Origin of the sequence: Arcobacter sp. CECT 8983, from assembly GCF_004118855.1 — a bacterium.
Taxonomy (GTDB): domain Bacteria; phylum Campylobacterota; class Campylobacteria; order Campylobacterales; family Arcobacteraceae; genus Halarcobacter.
This window is the reverse complement of sequence record NZ_PDKF01000003.1, coordinates 128,669-152,089: the sequence shown is the minus strand read 5'-3', so window position 1 is coordinate 152,089 and position 23,421 is coordinate 128,669. Positions and strand designations below refer to the sequence as shown.

At 28.8% G+C, this 23,421-nt stretch carries 22 protein-coding genes; 7 read left to right on the top strand and 15 right to left on the bottom strand.

Annotation, left to right across the window (positions count from 1 at the left end; genetic code table 11):
- The coding region (locus tag CRV01_RS02870) for a fumarate hydratase C-terminal domain-containing protein (protein ID WP_164970003.1) at positions 1–144 on the top strand (144 nt) is incomplete at its 5' end.
- 15 nt (positions 145–159) lie between these two features.
- On the opposite strand, the gene CRV01_RS02865 is transcribed toward CRV01_RS02870, so the two are convergent.
- From CRV01_RS02865 to CRV01_RS02855, 3 genes are all read right to left on the bottom strand, one after another.
- Positions 160–816 (bottom strand): response regulator transcription factor, encoded by a 657-nt coding sequence (locus tag CRV01_RS02865; RefSeq protein WP_129006744.1) that lies wholly within the window; start codon positions 814–816, stop codon positions 160–162.
- Positions 797–2,977, bottom strand: coding sequence for an ABC transporter substrate binding protein (locus tag CRV01_RS02860; protein WP_129006743.1), 2,181 nt, complete (start codon positions 2,975–2,977; stop codon positions 797–799). Before CRV01_RS02860 ends, CRV01_RS02865 begins: the two co-directional genes overlap by 20 nt.
- 70 nt (positions 2,978–3,047) lie before the next feature.
- On the bottom strand, positions 3,048–4,454 hold the full coding sequence (locus tag CRV01_RS02855) for a DASS family sodium-coupled anion symporter (RefSeq protein WP_129006742.1): 1,407 nt from the start codon (positions 4,452–4,454) through the stop codon (positions 3,048–3,050).
- A 170-nt stretch (positions 4,455–4,624) separates the two neighbouring features.
- On the opposite strand from CRV01_RS02855, the gene CRV01_RS02850 reads away from it, so the two are divergent.
- Positions 4,625–5,242, top strand: coding sequence for a hypothetical protein (locus tag CRV01_RS02850; RefSeq protein ID WP_129006741.1), 618 nt, complete (start codon positions 4,625–4,627; stop codon positions 5,240–5,242).
- 29 nt (positions 5,243–5,271) lie between these two features.
- On the opposite strand, the gene trxA is transcribed toward CRV01_RS02850, so the two are convergent.
- Entirely contained in the window at positions 5,272–5,589 is a 318-nt protein-coding gene (trxA, locus tag CRV01_RS02845) for a thioredoxin (protein ID WP_129006740.1), read from the bottom strand.
- 115 nt (positions 5,590–5,704) lie between these two features.
- On the opposite strand from trxA, the gene alaS reads away from it, so the two are divergent.
- From alaS to CRV01_RS02830, 3 genes are read left to right on the top strand one after another with little or no spacing between them, the layout of a single operon-like run.
- Positions 5,705–8,272, top strand: a complete 2,568-nt coding sequence (gene alaS / locus CRV01_RS02840; protein WP_129006739.1) for an alanine--tRNA ligase — start codon at positions 5,705–5,707, stop codon at positions 8,270–8,272.
- A 3-nt stretch (positions 8,273–8,275) separates the two neighbouring features.
- Positions 8,276–8,755, top strand: a complete 480-nt coding sequence (locus CRV01_RS02835) for a hypothetical protein (RefSeq protein ID WP_129006738.1) — start codon at positions 8,276–8,278, stop codon at positions 8,753–8,755.
- 1 nt (position 8,756) lies between these two features.
- Positions 8,757–9,275, top strand: coding sequence for a C40 family peptidase (locus CRV01_RS02830; RefSeq protein WP_129006737.1), 519 nt, complete (start codon positions 8,757–8,759; stop codon positions 9,273–9,275).
- A 3-nt stretch (positions 9,276–9,278) separates the two neighbouring features.
- Here CRV01_RS02830 and CRV01_RS02825 read toward each other — a convergent pair whose 3' ends face one another.
- From CRV01_RS02825 to CRV01_RS02805, 5 genes are all read right to left on the bottom strand, one after another.
- Positions 9,279–10,205 carry an AEC family transporter gene (locus tag CRV01_RS02825; RefSeq protein ID WP_129006736.1) on the bottom strand — a complete coding sequence of 309 codons (927 nt, stop codon included), beginning with the start codon at positions 10,203–10,205 and terminating at the stop codon, positions 9,279–9,281.
- On the bottom strand, positions 10,202–11,479 hold the full coding sequence (locus CRV01_RS02820; protein WP_258238297.1) for a tellurium resistance protein TerC: 1,278 nt from the start codon (positions 11,477–11,479) through the stop codon (positions 10,202–10,204). The genes CRV01_RS02825 and CRV01_RS02820 overlap by 4 nt, the downstream gene beginning before the upstream one ends.
- A gap of 2 nt (positions 11,480–11,481) precedes the next feature.
- The gene (locus tag CRV01_RS02815; RefSeq protein ID WP_129006734.1) at positions 11,482–12,429 is read right to left on the bottom strand and encodes a ketopantoate reductase family protein; all 948 of its coding nucleotides are present in this window, start codon (positions 12,427–12,429) and stop codon (positions 11,482–11,484) included.
- 93 nt (positions 12,430–12,522) lie between these two features.
- The gene (locus CRV01_RS02810; RefSeq protein WP_164970002.1) at positions 12,523–13,989 is read right to left on the bottom strand and encodes a transferrin-binding protein-like solute binding protein; all 1,467 of its coding nucleotides are present in this window, start codon (positions 13,987–13,989) and stop codon (positions 12,523–12,525) included.
- Positions 13,986–15,311, bottom strand: a complete 1,326-nt coding sequence (locus CRV01_RS02805; RefSeq protein ID WP_129006732.1) for a M48 family metallopeptidase — start codon at positions 15,309–15,311, stop codon at positions 13,986–13,988. Before CRV01_RS02805 ends, CRV01_RS02810 begins: the two co-directional genes overlap by 4 nt.
- 113 nt (positions 15,312–15,424) lie before the next feature.
- On the opposite strand from CRV01_RS02805, the gene maf reads away from it, so the two are divergent.
- Together maf and CRV01_RS02795 are read left to right on the top strand one after the other, a co-directional pair.
- The gene (gene maf / locus CRV01_RS02800; RefSeq protein ID WP_129006731.1) at positions 15,425–15,973 is read left to right on the top strand and encodes a septum formation inhibitor Maf; all 549 of its coding nucleotides are present in this window, start codon (positions 15,425–15,427) and stop codon (positions 15,971–15,973) included.
- Between the two features lie 22 nt (positions 15,974–15,995).
- Positions 15,996–16,388: a tautomerase family protein gene (locus CRV01_RS02795; protein ID WP_129006730.1), complete on the top strand. Its 393-nt coding sequence runs from the start codon at positions 15,996–15,998 to the stop codon at positions 16,386–16,388.
- A gap of 10 nt (positions 16,389–16,398) precedes the next feature.
- On the opposite strand, the gene dxs is transcribed toward CRV01_RS02795, so the two are convergent.
- The 6 genes from dxs to CRV01_RS02765 all read right to left on the bottom strand — a co-directional run bounded on the left by dxs (position 16,399) and on the right by CRV01_RS02765 (position 23,399).
- On the bottom strand, positions 16,399–18,201 hold the full coding sequence (dxs, locus tag CRV01_RS02790) for a 1-deoxy-D-xylulose-5-phosphate synthase (RefSeq protein ID WP_129006729.1): 1,803 nt from the start codon (positions 18,199–18,201) through the stop codon (positions 16,399–16,401).
- Between the two features lie 6 nt (positions 18,202–18,207).
- Positions 18,208–19,329, bottom strand: coding sequence for a histidinol-phosphate transaminase (hisC, locus tag CRV01_RS02785; RefSeq protein WP_129006728.1), 1,122 nt, complete (start codon positions 19,327–19,329; stop codon positions 18,208–18,210).
- A gap of 49 nt (positions 19,330–19,378) precedes the next feature.
- On the bottom strand, positions 19,379–20,449 hold the full coding sequence (gene pheA, locus CRV01_RS02780) for a chorismate mutase (RefSeq protein ID WP_129006727.1): 1,071 nt from the start codon (positions 20,447–20,449) through the stop codon (positions 19,379–19,381).
- 7 nt (positions 20,450–20,456) lie between these two features.
- A complete protein-coding gene (lysA, locus tag CRV01_RS02775) occupies positions 20,457–21,665 on the bottom strand; it encodes a diaminopimelate decarboxylase (RefSeq protein ID WP_129006726.1) in 1,209 nt (402 codons plus the stop codon).
- A gap of 199 nt (positions 21,666–21,864) precedes the next feature.
- Positions 21,865–22,692 carry an enoyl-ACP reductase FabI gene (gene fabI, locus CRV01_RS02770; RefSeq protein ID WP_129006725.1) on the bottom strand — a complete coding sequence of 276 codons (828 nt, stop codon included), beginning with the start codon at positions 22,690–22,692 and terminating at the stop codon, positions 21,865–21,867.
- Entirely contained in the window at positions 22,692–23,399 is a 708-nt protein-coding gene (locus CRV01_RS02765; RefSeq protein WP_129006724.1) for a triose-phosphate isomerase, read from the bottom strand. Before CRV01_RS02765 ends, fabI begins: the two co-directional genes overlap by 1 nt.
- Positions 23,400–23,421: the final 22 nt, after the last annotated feature.

The following is a 23,421-nucleotide window of genomic DNA, read 5'->3' as shown; positions in this document are numbered from 1 at the left end:
GATGCAAAAGTATTAGCATTTGAAGAGATGGGAATGGAAGCTATCTATGAGTTTGAAGTAAAAGATATGCCTGTTACTGTTGCAGTTGATACAGAAGGTACTTCTATTCATACTACTGGCCCTGCTAAGTGGAGAGCTATTTAAAAGAGAATGTGAAGGTTAAACAATCTTCACATTTTTATTTAAAGAATAACCTAAACCTTTTACAATCACAATTCCATTTTCAGGAAGTTTTTTTCTTAATCTTTTTATCATCGCTCTTATATTTACCAAAGTTGTCTCTTCACCTTCCCATACATACTCTTCTATTTCATTATATGTTGCAAGATGATGTAAGTTTTTAACAAATAGTTCTAAAAATAAAATCTCTTTTTTTGTTAACTCTATTTCTGTTTGGTTTTGGTATAAAATATTGTTTTGAAAATCGTATTTATACTCTTCATCAAATACTAAATATTTCCCCTCAGGACTACAATACTTTTTCACTTTTTGAACAAGTTCAAAAATATAAAAAGGTTTTTTAAGATAATCATCACAACCTGTTTCATATGATTGTTGTATTTTCTCTAAATCATGATTTGAACTAATAATTATTGTTGGTACATCTTTATGATTCATTCTTATTGCTTCTAAAATAGATATCCCATCTAAATTAGGTACATTTATATCTAAAATAAAACAGGCATATCCATTTTCTAAAGCTTCCAAAGCTTCTTCCCCATCAAAAAAACAATCAACAATAAAACCTTCTTTGGTTAACGTGTGTTTCATTACATTTGATAAACTCATATTATCTTCAAGAATTAAAATTTTCATCTTGCCTTAACCTTATTGTAAATAATGCCCCATTATCTTTATTTTTAACAGAGATTTTTCCATTCATTTTATCTTCAATAATCACCTTACTCATATAAAGCCCTATTCCATGACCTTCTTCTTTTGTAGTGAAATATGGTTCAAAGATATTCTCTAAATTTTTCTCTGAAATTCCTCCTGCATTATCCTGAATAGTGATTATTAACTCTTTTGCTTCATTATGCAGTTTTATATCTATTTTTCTGTTTTTATAATCTTGACTCAAAAGTGCATCTTTAGCATTATTTACTATATTTAAAAAAGATTGCATAAATTCATTTTTATATCCAAAAACTTTTAAATTTGTATTATTCTCTATTTCGATTGAGATTTTTATACTATTATATTTCATATTATGATGTACTATAAGAAGCATTGATTTTATTGCATCTTCTATATTAAAAAGTACTTTTTTATTTGATGGCATAATAAAATTTTGAAAATCATTTATAGTATCAGTCATATAAGTAACTTGATTCATAATATCTTTAACAAAACTATCATCTTCTTTTTCATCTTTGCAACTTTTAGTATAAAATAATTCTTGTGCAATTGCTGTAATCTCTACTAAAGGTGACTTCCACTGATGAGCGATTGATGAAAAAATCTCACCTATTTCCGCTAACTTACTTTGTTGAATAACAAATTGTCTGTTTTTTTGTTTTTCTAAAGCTATCTCTTTTTCTTTTGTAATATCTGTAAATATTGTAACTGAACCTTCTGATTTACTTTTTTCATCATAAAAGTTCTCTTTTTTTACAAGGTATATGATTTTTCTTTTATTTTCATTTACATAAGAGAATTCATAATTCTCTTTTTCATTTTGTTTATATTTTTCTAAAACTTTTAAAACTTCTTTTACATTTGCATTATCTATAAAATCAGTAAGCTTCTTTCCATAAAGCTCACTACAATCTATATTTAAAAGCTTACAAAATGTTGTATTAGAGTCAACAATAACTCCATTTGAATCTTGCCAGAAAATTGGACTTTCTATTGCATTCAATAAGGTTTCATCAAATTCTATTCTTCTTCTTAAATCTTTTTCTACTTGTTTTCTCATATAAATATTATGAAAAAGTCCAATAATCAAAAATAGTAAAAAAGGTGAAGTTGTAAATACAAAATTAATAAACCCAGTATGTCTATCATAAAAAGTTTTTCTTTTGTTTACCAGTTCAACAGGAACTTTTAAAGCATCAACAGGAAGAGTAAATTCACTTAATTTAGTTGAGTCAAAGATATAGTTTAAATCATCATATATTTCAACTCTAGGTTTGGTTCCATTTAATATTCCTAAAGCCATTATTCCAGAAGTTTTACCAAACCTAAATAAATCTACAACTTTTCCACCAGTTGCACCTTTTTTTATAAACAAAGAGTCAGTAACAAATATTGGTATTTTGGCATTTTTTATAAACTTTGCTATCTCTTGATTTTTGTTTAGTTCTCCATTTTTGTTTTTATAAAACCTGATAAAAAGAGCTGCACTAAACTCCTCTTTTTTTGAGAATTTTTCTTTTAGTTTTTCAAGATTATCTTCTTTTAAATAAACTAACTCAAAAATTCCATCAAATTTTTCTATTAAATCATAGATAAGAGGTTCAGTATGGGTTGCATTTAAACTAATATCATTGATAATATAAAGTTTTTTCATTATAGGAAAAATTGTTCTTATAATATCAACATTGCCTTTTAAATCTCTTTTTTCAATTAAGGCAGAAACCCTATTAGCAACGCCATATCTTGCTGCTTTTTCAGGAGAAAAGTTTTCAATACCAACAGTTAAAATTGGTTCATTTGTAAAAAAACTTGAATATATATCTAAAACAAAATCATAAGCAAATCTATCTACTGCAATGATAAGATCATATTTTCTATTTTTTAGTTGGACTTTATATAATTTTTCTAAATTATTATAATACTCTTTTGAAGAAACCCTTTTTGAGTCCATATATAAAACATTTACATCAATATTAGAATGGGGATAAAAGGTTTTTTCAATTCCATTAATGATGCTATCACTAAATTCATAGCCCTTGTGATAAGAGTTGATAATTAGAACTGAACTATTTGCAAAAAGAAAAGTTTGGAAAATAAAAAATAAAAAATACTTCTTCATGAATCTATTATATTAAAGTTTAAATAAAAATGGTGCAAAAAATTGCACCACTTCTTTATTCCTTTAAAACTTAAAGGATAACAAAACCTAATAATACCAATGCTGTTAAGAATAGTGCTCCAAAGATTGCACCTAATTTCCACCAAGTAGCTTGAGAAATATACCCAGCTCCATACCATATAGGTGAAGGTCCAGTTGCAAATGGTGTAATAATACCCATTAACCCTAAAGAACCCACTAATAGCATAGCTAATGGCTGCATCATGTCTGCTGGAAGCAAGTTCATACCAATTCCTAAGAATAATGGTAATAAAGCTACAACGTGCGCAGTAACACTTGCAAATAAATAGTGGAAAAGGAAAAATAGTACCATTAACACTATTACAATCATTGTTGGATCTAGTCCAACTAACCAACTTGAAATAAGTCCTGATGCCCATTTTAAATATCCAACTTTTTTAAGCCCTGCTGCCATTGCAACTAAAGTTGAAAACCAAATTAATACATTAATAGCACCTTTGTTTGTAATTACATCTTCCCAAGTGATTACATTTGATAGAACAAGAAGGCATAATACTGCAATGGCTGCTGTTGTACTATTAACTCCAATTTCTTTACCAAAAATCCACATCACTAAAGCAAGTACTCCAAGACCTAACATTAGAATCTCATTTTTTGTAATTGAACCCATTTTTTTCAACTCTTCTGCTGCCCATTTTGGAGCTTCAGGTGAATATTTTTGTTCTGGTGGGTAAACTAAATAAGCTAAATATGGTACTGCTAAAAATAGAGGAACCATAATAATTGCTAAAGTTGAGAACCAAGTACCCCAATCAATAATAACACCTGCATTTTTTTCAACTAAAGAAACTGCAAGTAAGTTTGGTGCAAGTGCTGTTAAAAACATAGAACTTGTCACACAAGTAGCTGCAATTGCAACCCAAGAGATATAAGAACCGATTTTTCTTGGTTCATTATCAGGTAATGAATTAAACATTTGTGGAATATTAATAGCAATAGGGAAAATAGTACCTGCACTTCTTGCTGTATTTGAAGGCATAAATGGCGCTAAAATTCCATCTGCAATTGCTACTGCGTAACCTAAACCTAAAGAAGTTTTTCCTAGTTTTTTAACTAACAACAAGGCAATTCTTTTTCCAAGTCCTGATTTTTTGTACCCTAATGCAAACATAAATGCTGCAAAGATTAACCAAATAACACCATTAGAAAAACCACTTAATGCCCAGTTTCTTGCTTCTTTTGCACTCTCTCCAACGAGACCAAAAGTTGCACAAAATGCCACACCTACTAAACCAATTAATGCAGGTGGAATAGGTTCTAAAATTAAACCAACAATTACTCCTAAAAATACAGCGAAGAAATAGTGTGCGTTAACAGCTAAACCTTCAGGTGTAGGAAGAAGCGCTACAAATACTGCTACCAAAATTGGTATTGCAAATTTTAGATTATTGCTCATGTCATATCCTTTGTCTTTTCTTTATTTATACTGAAATTTTAAATTAAGTGTGTGGCATTAATATGACATTCAGAAAATTAAATAAAAAAATTATCCTTGGCTATTTCATAAAAAATAATAAATATTAAGAAAAATTATTTTATAATGTCTAAATTTTTTAAGGAGATATAATGAAAACAAAGTTTTTATTCTTATATTTATTATTACTATTATCAAAAAATCTTTTGGCAAAAGATTACGATTTAAGTAATATCTTTACTCAAAGTTTTAACTTTGAAGCAGAAATTTTAGTTGTTCCTGCCAATTTTAAAAACTCATGGATTAATGAAACAAGAGTTATTGAAAGAAACTCTTCAGGAGTCAAAGTAGAAGATAAAGACTATGAAAATGGGAACTTAAAGGAAATAGAATATCAATGGTATGATAAAAATGGTATTAGGATAAAATACAAGGACTCAAGCGATGAAGAATTTTCTATAAAAAATCAAGACTACAATGCTTCATTTAAAAACTTAGGAATAGGAGATAAAGGAGTTTTACCCACTCTTTATTCTAATAAGGGAAATAAAATCAAAAGTAATTGGAAGTTTTTTAAAGAAAAAGAAAAACTTTGTCTAAAAATCGAAAATACATATTTCACTTCAAATAATAATATTCATGAAGTAATAGAATACAATTATTATTTAGATGAAAAGGGAAAGATTGGATCATTTTTATTTAATTATTATAATGGCAATAAATTACTTCACTTACTTGAAGTAAAAAGTAAAACAATAAACTATATATAAGAAATCTAAAGCTATAAGCTTTAGATTTCTTATACTAAAGAATTAATTTTTTCTGATAAAGCTTGTTTTGAAGTAGCTCCAACCATTTGATCAACAACCTCTCCATCTTTCATAAAAATAATTGTTGGAATAGATCTAATACCATATTTTACAGCTAAATCTTGTTGTTCGTCAGTATTTACTTTACAAATATTTGCTTTACCCTCAAACTCTTCTGCTAATTCTTCAATTACTGGAGCAATCATTCTACAAGGTCCACACCATGGAGCCCAAAAATCAACTAATGAAACACCTGAATTAACAGTTGACTCAAAATTCTCTGGAGTTAAATCTATATACTTACCCATTTTAATTCCTTTTTAGTCTTAATATTAATAAATTATACAGTCAAAAACTTTAAATAAACTTGGCTAAATAAACTTTACGTTAGAATAAAACCTAAATTTATTATGGATGAATTATATGGATATTAGAAAAGAGTATTTAGAGTTTTTTAAAAGCAAAGGACATGAAGTTGTTTCTTCAATGCCTTTAGTACCAGATGACCCAACATTAATGTTTACAAATGCTGGAATGGTACAATTTAAAGATATTTTTACAGGTGCAGTACCAAAACCAAGTAATCCAACTGCAACTTCTTGTCAACTATGTGTAAGAGCTGGTGGAAAACACAACGACTTAGAAAACGTTGGTTACACGGCACGTCATCACACACTTTTTGAGATGTTAGGTAATTTCTCATTTGGTGACTATTTCAAAGAAGATGCAATTGCTTATGCATGGGAATTTGTAACAAAAAACCTTGCTTTACCTATAGATAAATTATGGGTAACTATTCATGATAGTGATGATGAAGCCTTTGATATTTGGTCTAAACATATTGATTCATCAAGAATCAAAAGGTTTGGAGATAAAGATAACTTTTGGTCAATGGGAGATACTGGACCTTGTGGACCATGTTCTGAGATTTTCTATGACCAAGGATCTGAACACTTCAACACAGAAGAAGATTACTTAGGTGGAGAAGGTGATAGATTCTTAGAAATCTGGAATTTAGTATTTATGCAATATGAACAAACTAAAAATGAAGATGGAACTATCACAAGAAGTGAATTACCTAAACCTTCAATTGATACAGGTATGGGACTTGAAAGAGTTATTGCAATAAAAGAAGGTGTTTATAATAACTTTGATTCTTCAAACTTCCAACCTATAATTAAAAAATTAGAAGAGTTAGCAAATAAGAAAACAGATAAAGAAACAATTGGTTCGTTTAGAGTTATTGCTGACCACTTAAGAGCAAACTCATTTATGCTATCTCAAGGAATTCTTTTTGGAAATGAAGGAAGACCTTATGTAAATAGAAGAATTATGAGAAGAGCTGTAAGACATGGTTATTTATTAGGATTTAGAAAACCATTTATGGCAAAATTATATGATACTTTATGTGATATTATGGGTTCTCACTATTCAGAACTTGTTGAACAAAAAGATTATGTAAAAGAGCAATTAACTTTAGAAGAAGAAAGATTCTTTAAAACAATAGAATCAGGTATGACTCTATTTAATGAAGAGTTAGTAAATACTAAAGAGATGTTTTCTGGTGAAATCGCATTTAAATTATATGATGAAAAAGGTTTCCCATTAGATTTAACACAAGATATGTTAAGAGAAAAAAATCTTGATGTTGATGTTGAAAAATTTGATGAATTAATGGCAGAACAAAAAGCAAAAGCAAAAGCTTCTTGGAAGGGAAGTGGAGATGCTGAATCATCTGGAGATTTTAAAACACTTATTGAAAAATATGGAGTAAATGAGTTTGTAGGATATGATAATACTGCATACAAAAGTACAATTGTAGCTATTTTAGATGAAAACTTTAAAGAAGTTTCATCTTTACAAAAAGGAGCTAGTGGTTGGGTTATGCTTGACAAAACTCCTTTCTATGCTACCTCTGGTGGACAAAATGGTGATATTGGAGCATTAGAAGATAATGAACATATTGCTATAGTAGAGGAGACTTCTAAATTCCATGGTTTAAACCTTTCAAAAGTTAAAGTAGAAAAATCTAATTTAACTATTGGTGAAAAAGTTGATGCAGTAGTTGTAGATAGAGGAGAAGTTGCAAAACATCACTCAGCTACTCACTTACTTCAAAGTGCTTTAAAAATGGTTCTTGGAGAAACTGTATCTCAAGCTGGTTCTTTAAATGATGCTACAAGATTAAGATTTGACTTTACATACCCAAAAGCAATGACAGAAGAACAAATTGAAGAAGTTGAAGATTTAGTAAACTCAATGATTGCAAGAGGACTTGAAGGAACAGTTGAAGAACTACCAATTGAGCAAGCAAAAGAAAAAGGTGCTATTGCTATGTTTGGTGAAAAATATGGTGATACAGTAAGAGTTGTTAGCTTTGGAGATGTATCTGTAGAATTCTGTGGGGGAACTCACGTTAAAGATGCACATGACATTGGTTCTTTTTATATTACAAAAGAATCAGGAGTTAGTGCTGGAGTTAGAAGAATAGAAGCTGTTTGTGGACTTTCAGCAATTAGATATACAAAAAATATTATTAGTGAAATGAATAAAGTACAAGCAGAAGTTAAAAACAATGATGCAATAGCAGGTATTAAAAAACTTAAAGAACAAGTTAAAGATCTAAAAAAAGAACTAGAAGATGCTCACAACTCTATTCAAACTCCTATTTCTGAAGAAACAATTGATGATATAAAAGTTGTAGTTGATATTGTTGAAAATGGTGATATCAAAAAGTTAGTTGATGATTATAAAAATGGAAATGAAAAAGTAGCTATCTTACTAATTCAAGCAAAAGGTGAAAAGGTAATGTTAGTTGCAGGAAGTAAAAATACTAATATAAAAGCTGGTGACTGGATTAAAGCAGTTGCACCAATTGTAGGCGGTGGAGGTGGTGGAAGACCAGACTTCGCACAAGCAGGTGGTAAAGATGTATCAAAAATAAATGAAGCAAAAGAAGCTGCATTAAATTTTGCAAAGGAAAACTTATAAAAAATGGAAACTTTGTTTAACAATTTTTCAGCACCTATTGTTTTTTTACATGTTCTTTCTGCTGTGATATGGGTAGGAGGAATGATTGTAATTAGATTTGCAATTCACTACTCTATGCAAAATATAGAAGAACCAAAAATTAAATTAGGAAGGACTTTAGAGAATTTAAAAAAATTTTTCTCTATGGTTATTCCTTCAATCATAATTTTATTAGCAACTGCTATTATTATGATTATTGCTTTAGGTTTCAAAGGAACAGAACTTTATTCAATAGTTATTGTAAAAGAAGCTGTTTGGGTTATTATGACTGTGATTTTTACAATAGTTTATATAAAAAGAAATCAAGCACAAAAAGCTTTTGATAAAGCAGATTTCGCTCTTGCTAAACAAAAACTTCAGCCAATTGCTAGCTTCTTAATTCCTTTTAATATAGTTTTAGGACTACTAGCTATTTATTTAGGTATAACACTTAGAGGCTTCTAAAATGCTTAGCTACAAAATAAAGAATATAAAACTATTTCTTCCTTTGATAGTTTTTATTCTTTTTTTTGCTGGTTGCTTTTCTGATAATTCTGTAACACTAAATCCAAAACCAAATCCAAATTTACAATTTAGAGATTATGAAGAGAATCAAAAACTTTATAACCAACTACTAGCTCACTACAAAAAATGGAAAGGCGTAAGATATAAATATGGAGGAACAACAAAAAGAGGCATTGATTGTTCTGCTTTTGTTCAAAATGCTTATAAGAATGCTTTTAAAATAAGAATACCACGTACTACAAAACTTCAGTCACAAGTTGGACAACAAATAGGAATGGCCGATTTACAAATTGGAGATTTAATCTTCTTTAAAACAGGCTACAAAACTAGACATGTTGGAATTTATCTTGGAGGAGGAGAGTTTATGCATGCTTCAACAAAAGTGGGAGTTACTATTTCAAGTTTAGATAATCCATATTATATAAAACAAATATGGAGAATCCAAAGAATTTTTAACTAAATTTTAAAACCCTCCATAAAGAGCTAATACCACAGGAATATAAATTACAGATATTATAGTTGATAAAAGTACTGTAAATGATGCTTTCTCTGGCTTTGCTTTAAGTAGAACTGCTAAAGTTACAGTGTTTCCTGCAAGAGGTACAATTGAAAATAAAAACATCACTTTATATATTTCTTCATTTAAAAAATTAATAAAAGTTTTATCTACAAAAATTATTGCTAAAACAGCAGCTGGCCAAAAGATAAATTTAAAGAAGTATGAGATTTTTATATATTTTTTATCAAAATCTTCATGTAAATTGAAACCTTTCATTCCCATACCAAGCATCATCATTCCTAAAATTCCATATGCCCATTTTAAATTTTCGAAATATGGAACAATAAGTTCAGGTGTTCTAAAACCAACAAGATTAAAAGAAAGTCCAGCTATAAAAGCATAAAGAAGTGGTAACTTCAAAACTTTTATTATAGATTGACGTGCAGTGAAACTTCCCTTTGCTGTAACATAAAAACCTGTTGTATTTTCATATAAAAGTGAAGCTAAAGTACCAAAAATAAAAATATTTGCAACACTAGGTTCTAATAAAATCATAGCTAAAGGAATACCAAAATATCCAGTATTTCCAGTACCACAAGTAAATGCTAAAGTATTAACACTAGCATCATTCCACTCATTTTTATATTTTCTTAAAATATAAAAAGCAATGATACTTCCAAAAATAAAAATAAATAGTGGTAAAAATACTAATTGTAAGTTTATCTCAATAGATAAAACTGCAAAAAATATAACTACTGGTCCTAAAATATAAACTAATAAAAATGCAATCTGTTCTCTTTTGATTTTAAAGTATCTTGCTAGGATATATCCAATTCCTATATTTAGATATAAAGGTGCAATTTTGCCTAAAATTATAAAAAAAATATTCATTCAAGTCCTAAGTAGTTTGATAAAGCAAAAAGCATTATAACACAAATGATGTACATCTTTATGGTATAGGGTAGATTTATTTTAAAAATCTCTTTTGCCTGTAAATCATATCTTGCTTGCATTGTAAGATTTAATCCACTAAAAGGGGAAGTAGAAACAGCAGTAGCCCAAGACATTAAAAATGCAACTGCTAATAAAGTATGATTTAATTGTTCACTCCAATTTCCTAAAACTGCAATAGAAATAACAGGATGAATTCCAACAAAAGATAAAAGTATAAATACTAATAAAATAAGTGAAGCATAAAGCCCATTTAACTGCTCAAAGGGTAAAGATAAGTTTAATCCTAATAAAACAGAACTAACACTAACTCCAAACATTCCTGCTATTAAAAACAAAGCTATCTCATTTTTCATCTTAGGAAGTTCACAATTTATATGTTCTGCTAGTTTTTCAATACTTTTTTTCAATCCAAACTTTAATGGTAAAATAAAAATAGCAAGAAATAATGAGAAAATAGATATAAGTAAAATAACTTTAAGTTCAGGGAAATAGTGATGTGTACCAAGAACTAAAAGTGCTAATGAAAGGGGTAAATACAATGTTTCAAACTCCATTGGATATCCTCTAAATTCTTCAAGTAGTGGTTCATTTTTAATCTCAAGAAATGTTACTAAAAAAGATAAAAATGCTAAAATTAAACCCAAAGTTAAGATAATAGAAGATGAAAGATTTGGAGCATACGTAATAGCTGCTGCAAAGGCTACAAAAAAAGGAGACCAATAAGCATCAGATGAAAAAGCTCTTGTTAATGTAATTACTTGTAGTTTTGTTAATTTTGCTTTTTTATATAGTTTATCTGCAACTATAATTAAAGAAGAAAGATTTATAACAGAACCAAAAAGATGAACCCCTAAATAGGTTTTAAAAAAACTTTTTTTGCCCTTTGGCAAAGATTTAATAGCTTTTACTTTTGGTGTTGCTATAAGTCTTAAGAAACCAACACCAATAAGAAGTGTCAAAAGATATTGGTTTACACTTACTGCTTTTACAAAATCAATATTAAAACTATTATAAAAAGAGTAAATAAAAGCAATAATACTTAATAAAAGTAATTTATATAAAAGTGACTTTCCATTTACATTTTTAAAAAGTATAATTAATGCTATCCAAGCTATAGTTCCACCAATAAATACTAATTTTTCATTAAAAAAATATGCTGCTATTGTAAATACAAAAGATAAAAAGATTAAAAAACCACTTAAATATTGCACTATTATTTTCTTCTTTGTTTGTTATATAAAATTTCTAAAATAGTTGATACACTTCTTGTGTATGGAGCATCAAGTCCTTGTTTTTCACAGTTTTTAATAACTACTCCACAAATCTCATCTAACTCTAAATCTCTATTGTGTTCTGTATCAACCCACATTGAAGGTTTAATTGATTCAAAATTTGTCATAAGCTCAAACATTTTGTTTGCATCTTTTTGAGTTAAATTAACTCCAACTGCATTTGAGGCAAGTGCTGCTTCACTCATAAGAGCATGAATTATTTTAGATACTTTTTCATCTCTAATTAAAACTCCTGAATACTCTTGAAGTAAGGCACATATTGCATTTACACCATTATTTATTATAAGTTTATTCCAAAGTTCTTTTTTAATATCTTCACAAAGTATAGTTTTAGTTGGTGTTTTATCTAACAAAGCTTTTAGCTTATCTAAAAACTTTTGATTATCTTCATTAGGATAAACTGCACCTATTAGAGTTTGAACTTCTCCTGTTGAATCAATGAGACCTAAGGATATTGTATGAGCTGCAATAAGCCTTGTAAGACCACCTATAATATACTCTTTTGGATAATACTTAGTCATAATATCTTCATTTTCCACACCATTTTGTAAAGAGATATAATAAGGTATTTTTTTAGCCTTTTTTACCCAAAAACCTAAAGATGTAGAAATAGTTTCAGTACTCATTGATTTTGTAGCAATAAAAATAACATCTATACTTTCAGGATTTTCTTTTAATAATTCTTCAATACTAAGAGTTTTTATTTTATCTTCAATAATATAGTCTGGATGGATTAATTTGATTTCATTATTTTTTAAATATTCTAAGTTTTTACCTCTTGCTACAAACTTAACATCACAACCAATATTATGCAAAATCATCCCATAAAAAGCTCCTATTCCACCTGCACCTATTACAACTATATTCATAATAACTCCTAATATTTTATTTTAACAAGTATTTTTAAACACCACTAAAAAAGTTAGTGATGTTTGTGTAAATAATAAAAAAGTAAAGGAGGATTATCTAGTAGCTTTGAATACTCCAGTATAAGTTGCATTTCCATCAAATTTGAAATTTCCACCTACTGATTTAGCATTTGGACCAAAGAATTTACCAGAACCTTCTCCTGTTATTGTACCTGTTGTAGGTGTAAAAGAGAATCCAGAAGAAGATAATGTTCCTGAAACATCTGTAGAAAATGATCCTAAATTAAATCTTCCCGTGAGTGATTTACCACCAAAATCAATATCAAAAGTTACAGTACTATTATTAACATTAATAATATCATTAACACTTGATTGACCTAAAGCATAACCAGAATAACTATAATTTGCATTGCTACTAATTAAAGATTCAATCTCTGAACTTGGAGTTTGTATTCCTGTAAGCCAATAACCTGATAAAGTTATTTCTTCACTATTATACTCAGTCGTTGCATTCCACTCTCCCCATTGTACATAATCATCTGTATCATAAGCAGGTGTAGAAGAAACAAGAGAGTCTTTTGTTGATGTATAAGTACCATTTTTAAAAGTATGAATGTTTCCATCATATAAAAACTGTCCCCTTGATGAGAGAGTTCCACTATATGAACCATCCTTATCAAAATTTTTAGAAAGGTTATTAAGTGTTAAATTATAAGAGTAATTATTTCCACTACTTAAATTTGATGATTCCTTATTAAGTGTTCCTTTACTATAGTTATTTGAATCAAACTCTAATACCTCTCCAATAAGTACATTAGTAGTATCTATATCATTAGTTGGATCTACTTTATGGGGTTTTCTTGGTGATTCAGGATTAAAAGGATTTTCAGGTTCATTATTTTCTTGGGCTGAAATAAGTTCAACTCCAAATTTATTAAGTGCACTCTCTTTTTCTTCATCATTTAAAAATTTAGTTTCTTTGTCAGTTTCTTGAATAGTTTTTGAATCAAAATCTTGAACACTCATTGGTTCACCTTCTTTTACCGTAACATATTGACCAGCATTAATAGTAATAGTTTCACCTGTAAAATTTGAAACAATAGTAATTGTTCCTTCTGTACAGAAAATTGTATCCCCAGAGATTTCCATATTACTTAAAATTTGAGTTCCTCTAATACCAATTGAAGATGCTTTTGATTTAAGTTTAAACTTATCAGGAGCAATTTTTCCAATTTTTCCTGTAATAGTTCTAAAAGTACCTTTTAAAAGACCAAACTCTGCTTTATACTCTTTTTTTTGTTCATCAAAAATATAATCATTAACTGCAAGAGTTGAGTTTTTACCAATTGTGATAATCGTTTCATCTTTAAAAAGAAGTTGTAATTTAGTACTTTCTTTGGTTTTTATGATGTCATTTTTTTCTAAAAGAGAATTTAGTTTTAATATAATATTAGAATCACCTCTTTTAATATAAGCCTCTCCTTTAAGAGCAACTACTTTAGCAACTTCTGCAAAAAGAAGAGTCGATAAGGTTAAGAAAATTAAAGCTATTTTTTTCATAGTTTGAACCTCCATGTATAGTTCATTGATACAGCATTTTTATTGTAGTCATAAGCCTCTTGATTAGTACTATTATCTGTTTTAGTATAATTAAAAGTAAGGAAATCTTTTTTATTGATAATTTTTGTTAATCCAGCACTATAAACATTGGTATTATCTTTTCTATTGTTATCAAAAAAAACATCTTTATCATTGTACCTTGTTTGTTTATGTTCATATTTTAAATTTAAAAAAAGTGATGGCTCAATCTTGTATTGATATAAAAAAGTATTACTTACAATATTTTTATTTAAATCCGTACGATCTCCAAAATCTCTATCATCTTTTTCAAATTGTAAAATGTATTGAAAATCTTTGTATTTTATTGAACCACCTATTACCTTTTTACTATAACTTTTATTTTTATCAACTTGCTCTTCATAATGAAATTCATTGTATTTTAAATAAGTAGATACTATAGTATTTTTATTAAGAAGCAAACGATATTTTGGTTCAATAGAGTAAACTGTAAAATCAACCCTATCCCCAGGGTAAATTTTTTCCATACCAACTTGCAATGAATATTCACTTTTATTTTTTACATCATTATAAAAAAGTGTAGGAGTGTAAGCATAATAACTGAAGTTATAAAAATCATTTTCAGTTTGATTTTTGTAAAGCATAACTCCTGTATGTTTAATACTCCATGGAGAGTTTTTACTAAGGCTTTGAATATGATCTACTTGAAAAAAAGTCAAAAAAGATGTACTAGATTGTGGTTCTTCTCCATTAAGTTCTAAATTAAAAAATCCAGGTAAATTATAAGAATCATATTCTATACCATTGTTAATATTATCATCATACATATAACCAAACCCCAAAGAGATAAAGGTTGAGTTATTTTCCAAACTATCAATTTTTGATAAATACATTTCAATATTTTTTCGAACATTTATAGGAATAGGATATTGAGCAACTTTTAAGAACTCTTTTTTAGCCTCTTCTTTAAAACCTAAAATATATTGAACACGAGCATACTCTAATCTTGCACGATGATATTCTGGTGCAACAATCAATACTCTCTCAAATGCAGCCGTAGCCTCATCATAAAGCTTTAGTTTAGTAGCACTCATTGCTAAGTAATAATTAACTTGTACATTATCACTATATTTTAAAAAGAGCTTTTTAAAATCAAAATATGATTGTGTATAATCTCCTACTTTATAGTGTGTTTTAGCTAAAATAAATTCATTAGAAGTTTCAACAGTAGTAGCTTTCTTAGACTCATCTTGAGCAAATAATGTTCCAAAAACAATTAATACTAACAATATGATATGTTTCATTGTAAAATATCCAAAGTGTAATTTTTATTATTATTACTAATTAATAGTAAAAACAAGTTAAAGTATCAATATTATATACTACTTCATACAATACAAATAAAAAGGATTTTAGCTTGCTTAGACTTGGTTCAAACTCTCCTACAAGAGCACTTATTTTAAGAAACTTCAAAATAGACTTTATTCAAAATGGTGGAGATTTTGATGAAGATACAATACTAACTACAAATCCTAAATCTTTTTGTTATGAAGCTACAAAGGGCAAATTTAACGAACTATACAAAAAATATGGAATAGAAGAGATGCCATTACTTGTGTCTGACTCAGTCGTTACTTCAAAAGGTAAACTTCTTAGAAAAGCAAAAGATGAAAAAGATGCTAAAAGAATGTTAGAACTTCAAAGTGGAAGTGAAACATCAGTTATAACATGTATGATTTATAAATCAAAGAAAAAAGAGGTGATTGATATTTCTATTACAACATATGAGTTTAAAAAATTTGATGAAAAACATATGGAAGAATATATTGCTTCTGGTGAATGTTTTGGAAAAGCTGGTGCTATTATGGTTGAAGGCTTTTGTAAACCCTATATCAAAAATGTAAAGGGATATGAAAGTACAGCTATGGGCTTATGTGCCGAAAAACTGTTACAATTTATAGATTAAGATTAGACAAAAAGGATTTAAAATGCCACATTTACAATTTGAAATAAATCAAAAAGTATCACAAGAGAATAAAAAAAATTTTGCAAAAGAAATTAGAACTTGTTTTAGTGAAGTGATGGATACAGGTACTGATCATATAGCTATATCTATAAGAGAGTATGAGAAGTACAATTTAACAATTGGACGGGCAAATACTGAAGACACTATTTGTTTGATGAATCTTGATATTAGAGAAGGTAGAACAATAGAACAAAGAAGAGAATTAGCTCTAAGATTTATGGATATTGTAAATAGAAATTTTAATGTAGAAAATGAAAATCAATATATAACTTTTACAGAACATAAAGGAGAAGACTTTCATTTAATAGAAAAGTATCTAGGTTCTTGGGAAAGAGGAGAAGATCCTCTTGCGTGAAATGATTAAATTATTTAATCTTTTCTACTAATTGAGAAGGATGTAACCCTAATCCTTCTTCAACTACTTTTGTATCTCCATGTTGAATAAACTCATCTTCATACTCAAAAGAAGTGATGTTAACACAAAGCTTTTCTTTATTTGCAAACTCTAAAATTGCACTTGCAACTCCACCTTGCTTTTGTGAATCAGAGAATACATACCAGTCATCATATTTACTAGATAACTCTTTTAATAAAGTTTCATCTAAAGGTTTTACAAATCTTAAGTCTAAAATTGCAATATCTTCTTCATGAAGTTTCTCAGTTTGACAGGCTCTTGAAACACCAGCTCCATAACCAATAAATAGTTTATTTGAAGCTCCTTCTTTAAGTAGTTCAGCCTTTCCAAGTTCAAACTTACTAGAAGCAAAATCAACTTCCCCAAAAGCTCCCCTTGGATATCTAATAGCGCAAGGTCCTTTTGCTTCATAGGCAAATTCTAAAGAGTAACCTAATGTCTCATTATCCCTTGGAGCACAAAGGATCATATTTGGAATAAATCTTAAATATGAAATATCAAAAGCACCTTGATGTGTTTCTCCATCATTTCCAACAATCCCTGCTCTATCAATAGCAAAAACAACAGGAAGATTCATTAAACAAACATCATGAATAATCTGATCAAAACCTCTTTGTAAAAATGTTGAATAAATAGTAATAAAAGGTTTAAACCCTTCTTTTGCCATCGCAGCCATTGATGTAACTGCGTGTTGTTCTGCAATTGCTACATCCCAAAATCTATCAGGGAACTTTTCAATAAGTTTATCTATACCTGTTCCACTTGGCATTGCAGCAGTTATTCCAACTACATTTTCATGTTTTGTGGCCAAATCAATTAAAGCATCAGCAAATACTGCTGTAGCAGCTTTACTAGAAGACTTTTTAGTAAATTCTCCATCTTCTACATTAAATGGACCAACACCATGCCAATGTTCTAGTTGACCCTCAGCTATTTTGTAACCTTTACCTTTAACTGTTCTGGCATGAACAATAACTGGCTTATTCATACTTTTTGCAATTTCTAAAGTTTCAATTACTTCTTGTAAATCATGTCCATCAATTGGACCTATATAATCAATTCCCATCTCTTCAAATATTATTCCAGGAGTAATTAACTTCATTGCTTCTTCCATTCTTTTGGCAATATAAGTTGTTCCTTCTGGCATATTTTTTTTAATAAAAGAATCTACTTTTGTTTTAAAGTTTTGATAATATTTTCCTGCAAGCAATTTTGAAAGATATTTTGAAATTGCTCCAATTGGTTTTGCAATTGACATTTCATTGTCATTTAAAATAATCACAACTGGAAGTTTTAAATCACCAAGCTCATTTAAGGCTTCATAAACCATTCCAGCAGTCATAGAACCATCGCCAATCATAACAACTGGTGTTCTTTGTTCATTTCTTAATTTTATTGCTTTTGCTGCACCAACTGCAAGAGAGATAGATGTAGAACTATGCCCTGCCACAAAATAATCGGCTTCATTTTCTTTAGGTTTTGTAAAACCACTTAAGCCATTATATTGTCTAATTGTTTCAAACTCTTCCCATCTTCCATTTAAAAGTTTATGAGCATAGCACTGATGTGATACATCATAAATAAATGGATCTTTTTTTACATCAAAAACCTTATGCATAGCCACAGTTAATTCAACTGCACCCAAAGTTGATGAAAAGTGCCCACCTTTTCTTGATACAACATCAATTATTCTTTCTCTAATGTCAAAACAGACTTGTTCTAATTGCTCTAAACTTTTGTCTTCTAATTCCATAATATTTTATAAGTTCTCTACTTTTTTTAAATCTTCTAATACTTCATCAAGTACTTTAAATACTTTTGTATTTTGTTCTTTACTACCTATTGTAATTCTTATAGCATTTAATCCATAACCTGTCAAGTCTCTAATAATAATTCCTCTTTCAAGGAGTTTTTGAGCAACTTCAGAAGATAAATAATTACTATCAAATTTTATAGTAATAAAGTTTGTATAACTTTCTATATAATCAAAGCCTTTTTCTTTTGCATACTCTTCATATCTTTTCATCTCTTCAAAGTTTAACTTAATGCACTCTTGTACAAAAGCTTCATCTTTTAAAGCTTCAATAGCTGATGCAAGAGATAAAGTAGTGATGTTAAATGGTGGTCTTAATTTATACATTGTTCTTATAATATTTTTTTGTCCAATACCATACCCAACTCTCATACCACCTAATGCATAAGCTTTAGAAAAAGTTCCTGTATATACTACATTTGGAAATTTTTCAATTAATTCAGAAGCATCAATAGCTTTTTTACTATCTTTAAATGCTGCATACTCAATATAAGCTGCATCAACTACAACTAATGTATCTTTATCTACTTTTGAAAGAAAAGAGTAAACATCTTCTTTGTCTAGACATTCACCTAGAGGATTGTTTGGTAAGCATAAGAAGATAATATCAGCACCTTCACTTTTGTATAATTCTTCAAATTGTGCTAAATTGTGTTCATCGTCTTTGGTTCTAATAATTTGAGCACCAGCTTGCCTACCATAAATTTCATACATTGCAAAAGTAGTTTTTGCCATAAGTATTTTTGAATTTTCATTACACTTTGCTTTAACCAAGAAATCTATTACTTGGTCACTACCTGCACCAATAATAATATTTTCACTTGTTACACTAAACTTCTTCGCCAATGCCTCTTTTAATTCATACATTGAATCATCAGGATACATAAACATATTCTTAGAAATTGAAGCTATTTTTTCTGCCACTTTAGGAGATGTACCATAAGGATTCTCATTAGAAGCAAGTTTTACAATATCTTTTGTATCAACACCATAATCTCTTACTACTAATTCAATTGGTTTTCCTGCTTCATAAATTTTACAATTGTCTAATGTTTTATTAAAATTCATTTTTATTCCTCAAAAGAGCCTGTCTAAGGTTCTATAGTATTATTTTTATTTAAATATCTTTTATCTCTTTAACATAAGAACCTAATATTTTTACTGTATCCTTATGTTTTTCTAATACATCTTTAACATTATCATCTAGCTGATGTCCATCAAAATCTATAAAAAAGATTGAATTACCTTCAACAATATGAGATTTAATTTTAGTTAAATTGATTCCTGAATTATTAAAGTCTGTCAAAAATTCTACAAGGGCACCTTGTCTATCTGGGAACTCAACTAAAATAGATGTTTTATCATTTCCACTTTGAGCATTTTCAAAATCACTTATAATAAAGAATCTAGTTTTATTATTGTCTTTATCTTCAATATTTTCAAATAAAATTGGTAAGTTATGTAATTTTGCACCAACATGGGGACAAATAGCTGCACTATATGGTTCATTTGCTGCTAATTTTGCAGCTTTTGTTGTTGATTCAATTGGTATTAATTCTACTTCATCAAGTCCAAAATTTGTTAAAAACTTTCTACATTGTTCAAAGGCAATATCTTTTGAATAAATTCTTTTGATATTCTCAATTTTATCACAAGTTGAAGCTAAGGTATGATGAATATCAAGAACAACTTCTGCAACAATCTTTAAATTATACTTTTTTAAACAATTAATTGTATCTGTAACTATTCCATTTGAAGAGTTTTCAATTGGAACCACACCAAATTTTGCTTTTTTAGTATCTACTTCTCTAAAAATACCTTTTATTGAAGAAATTGATACATACGAACTCATAGCACCAAATCTTCCTTCGGCTGCTTGATGAGTAAAACTTCCTTCAGGTCCTAAGTATGCTACATTTTCTGGTAGTTCAATATTTCTAGAAATTGCAAAAATCTCTAAAAACAGTGCTTCGATTGCAGCTCTATTTAGTTTTCCTTTATTTAAAGATTCAAGCCTATCTATAATAGCTTTTTCTCTTTCAGGTCTATAAATTGCTCCCCCACTTTGAGCTTTCAAAAGCCCTACTTGATGAACAAGTTCCATTCTTTCATTAACAAGTTCTAATAGTGTATCATCAATAGAATCTAACTTATCTCTAAGTTCTTTTAAACCAACTTCACTCATCATTTGCCTTTTATTTTAGGTATTCCTCTTCTAAAGCAATTATATCTTCAAAAGTTTCTCTTTTTCTAATTAATCTATCTTGCCCATTTTCTACTGCAATTTCAGCAACTCTTCCTCTAGTATTATAATTACTTGCCATTGTAAAGCAGTATGCACCAGCTGAATAAATAGCTACTAAATCATTATGTTCTGTTTTTGGTAACTCTATATTTTTTGCAAAGAAATCACCACTTTCACAAACAGGACCAACTAAATTACAATCGCTAAACTCTTTATTATCGTTTAATACTTCAATCTTATGATATGCATTATATAAACTTGGTCTAATTAAGTCATTCATAGCACCATCAACAATTACAAATCTTTTTTCACCATTTACTTTTTCATATAATACTTTAGATACAAAAACTCCTGAGTTTCCTACTAAAAATCTTCCTGGTTCGCAAACAACTGTAATATCTAAACCAAATAAACACTCTAAAATAGATTGTGCATACTCATTTGTATCAATTAGTTTTTCATCATCATAAATAATTCCAAGTCCACCACCAACATCAAAGAATGATAAATCAATTTTCAATGCTTCAAGATTTCTTACTAAATCTGCAACAATTTTTACAGACTCTTTTATTGGTTCTAATTGAGTTAACTGAGAACCAATATGTAAGTGAATTCCTGTTGGGTCAAGGTTTTCAGAGTTTTTACATTGAATATACATTCTTTTTGCAGTATCAATATCAACTCCAAACTTGTTTTCATGTAATCCAGTTGAAATATATGGATGAGTTTGAGGGTCAATATTGGGATTAACTCTAATAGAAATTCTTGCAACTTTTTCTAACTCTTTTGCAATAGATTCAACCCTATTAAGCTCCGCTGAACTTTCCACATTTATCATTAAAATACCAAGTTCTAATGCTTCTTTTATTTCAGAATCAATTTTTCCAACACCAGAAAAAATGATTTTATATGGTTGAATTCCTACTTTTAAAGCTCTTTTAACTTCTCCAATAGAAACACAATCTGCTCCAGCACCAAGATCGGCTAAATGTTTTATAACGCTTAAGTTTGAGTTTGCTTTTACAGCATAAGCAAGTAAAGATTTTCTTGCTTTAAATGCAGTTTTTAATTCGTTGTATTGACCTGTAATATAATCAAAATCATATACATAATAAGGTGTTTGATATTTATTTGCTAATTGTTTAAAATCTATATTCATAATCTTCCTATACTCTTTAAAAATTTAATTTAAAACTCTTTAAATTCTAAATAAAATTTTAATATCTTTAACTGATAAATAAAATTCATATTTTTAGGAGAAAACAAGGCGGAAGATAAAATTTAGGCAGGAGCTTACTGCTGTAAGTGACTGTCTAAATTTTTTCTTTCAACGCAGAGTTCTTCAAAAAGATGAAGAATTATTTATCAGTTCCATTCCATGCAATTGAAGGCTTCCCTTTTTCATCAAACTCAACTGCTGGCATTCCCATAATATTGAATCCTGAATCAACATAATGAATTTCACCAGTAACTGCACTACTTAAATCAGAAAGTAAATACATACCTGAGTTTCCTACTTCATCAATAGTTACATTCTTTTTAAGTGGAGAGTGTGCTTCATTCCACTTAAGCATGAATCTAAAGTCACCAATTCCAGCTGCTGCTAAAGTTTTTATAGGACCTGCTGAAATAGCATTTACTCTAATTCCATCTTGACCTAAATCTTCTGCTAAATATTTCGTAGTCATTTCTAATGCAGCTTTTGCTACACCCATTAAGTTATAATTTGGAATATATTTTACTCCTCCATAATAACTTAATGTTAATATTGATGAATTATTAGATAATAAAGGTTTTAATTCCCTTGTAACTTCAATTAAAGAATAAACTGAAATATCCATTGCAACATCAAATGCTTCTTTAGATATATCCATGAATCTTCCTGAAAGTCCCTCTTTTGGAGCAAATGCAATAGAGTGAACAATAAAGTCAATTTGACCCATATCTTTTTCAATTGATTCTTTTAAAGCTTTGATTTCTTCAGGCTTTGATACATCACATGGATATACATAATCAGCACTTCCAAACTCTGCTGCGATTGGTTCAACTCTTTTCTTTAAAGAATCATTTAAATATGTAAATGCAATTTGGGCCCCTTGTTCTGCACAAGCTTTTGCAATACCATAAGCAATAGACTTACTATTTGCAACTCCTAAAATTACACCTTTTTTTCCCTTCATTATCATTATAAATCCTTTGTATTTTCTATAATTTGTTTAAAATCCTCTACAACCCAAGAAGCAGTTCCAATCAGTGCTCCATCAACACCATCAAGAGAACAAATTTCTCTTACATTTGCTACTTTAACACTTCCACCATAAAGTAAAGGTTTAGAGATTTTTTGTTTAATTGCAGAATGAACTGCTTTAATATCATCATTAGTTGCAGTAACACCTGTTCCTATAGCCCAAACAGGTTCATATGCTAAAATCAGATTTTCATAATTTGTATCAATTCCATCAAACTGCTCATAAAGATATTCTAAAGTTTTCTCAATACCTTGTTCTTTAACTTCTAAAGGTTCTCCTATACAATAAACTATTGTATATCCTTCACTTTTATAAAAATTAAATTTTTTAGTAATCTCTTCTTGAGACTCACCTAAAATATGTCTTCTTTCACTATGTCCAATTAAAATTGTTTTAATACCAAACTCATCAAGTTGTTCAGTTCCTATTTCACCTGTATATGAACCCTTTTGTGTAGCATAAGCATTTTGAGCGCCAAGAGTTAAGTTTGAAACTGTATTAAACTCATCTAATGATGTTGCTGTTGGGAAAACATAAACATCATTAGAAATATTTTCTTTTTCTAAAAAAGAGTTAATCTCTTCAATAAAAGCTGCTGTTGATTTTCTTGTATGGTTTGTTTTAAAATTTGATGCAATTATCAAGTTTATTCCTTATCTTTATGTC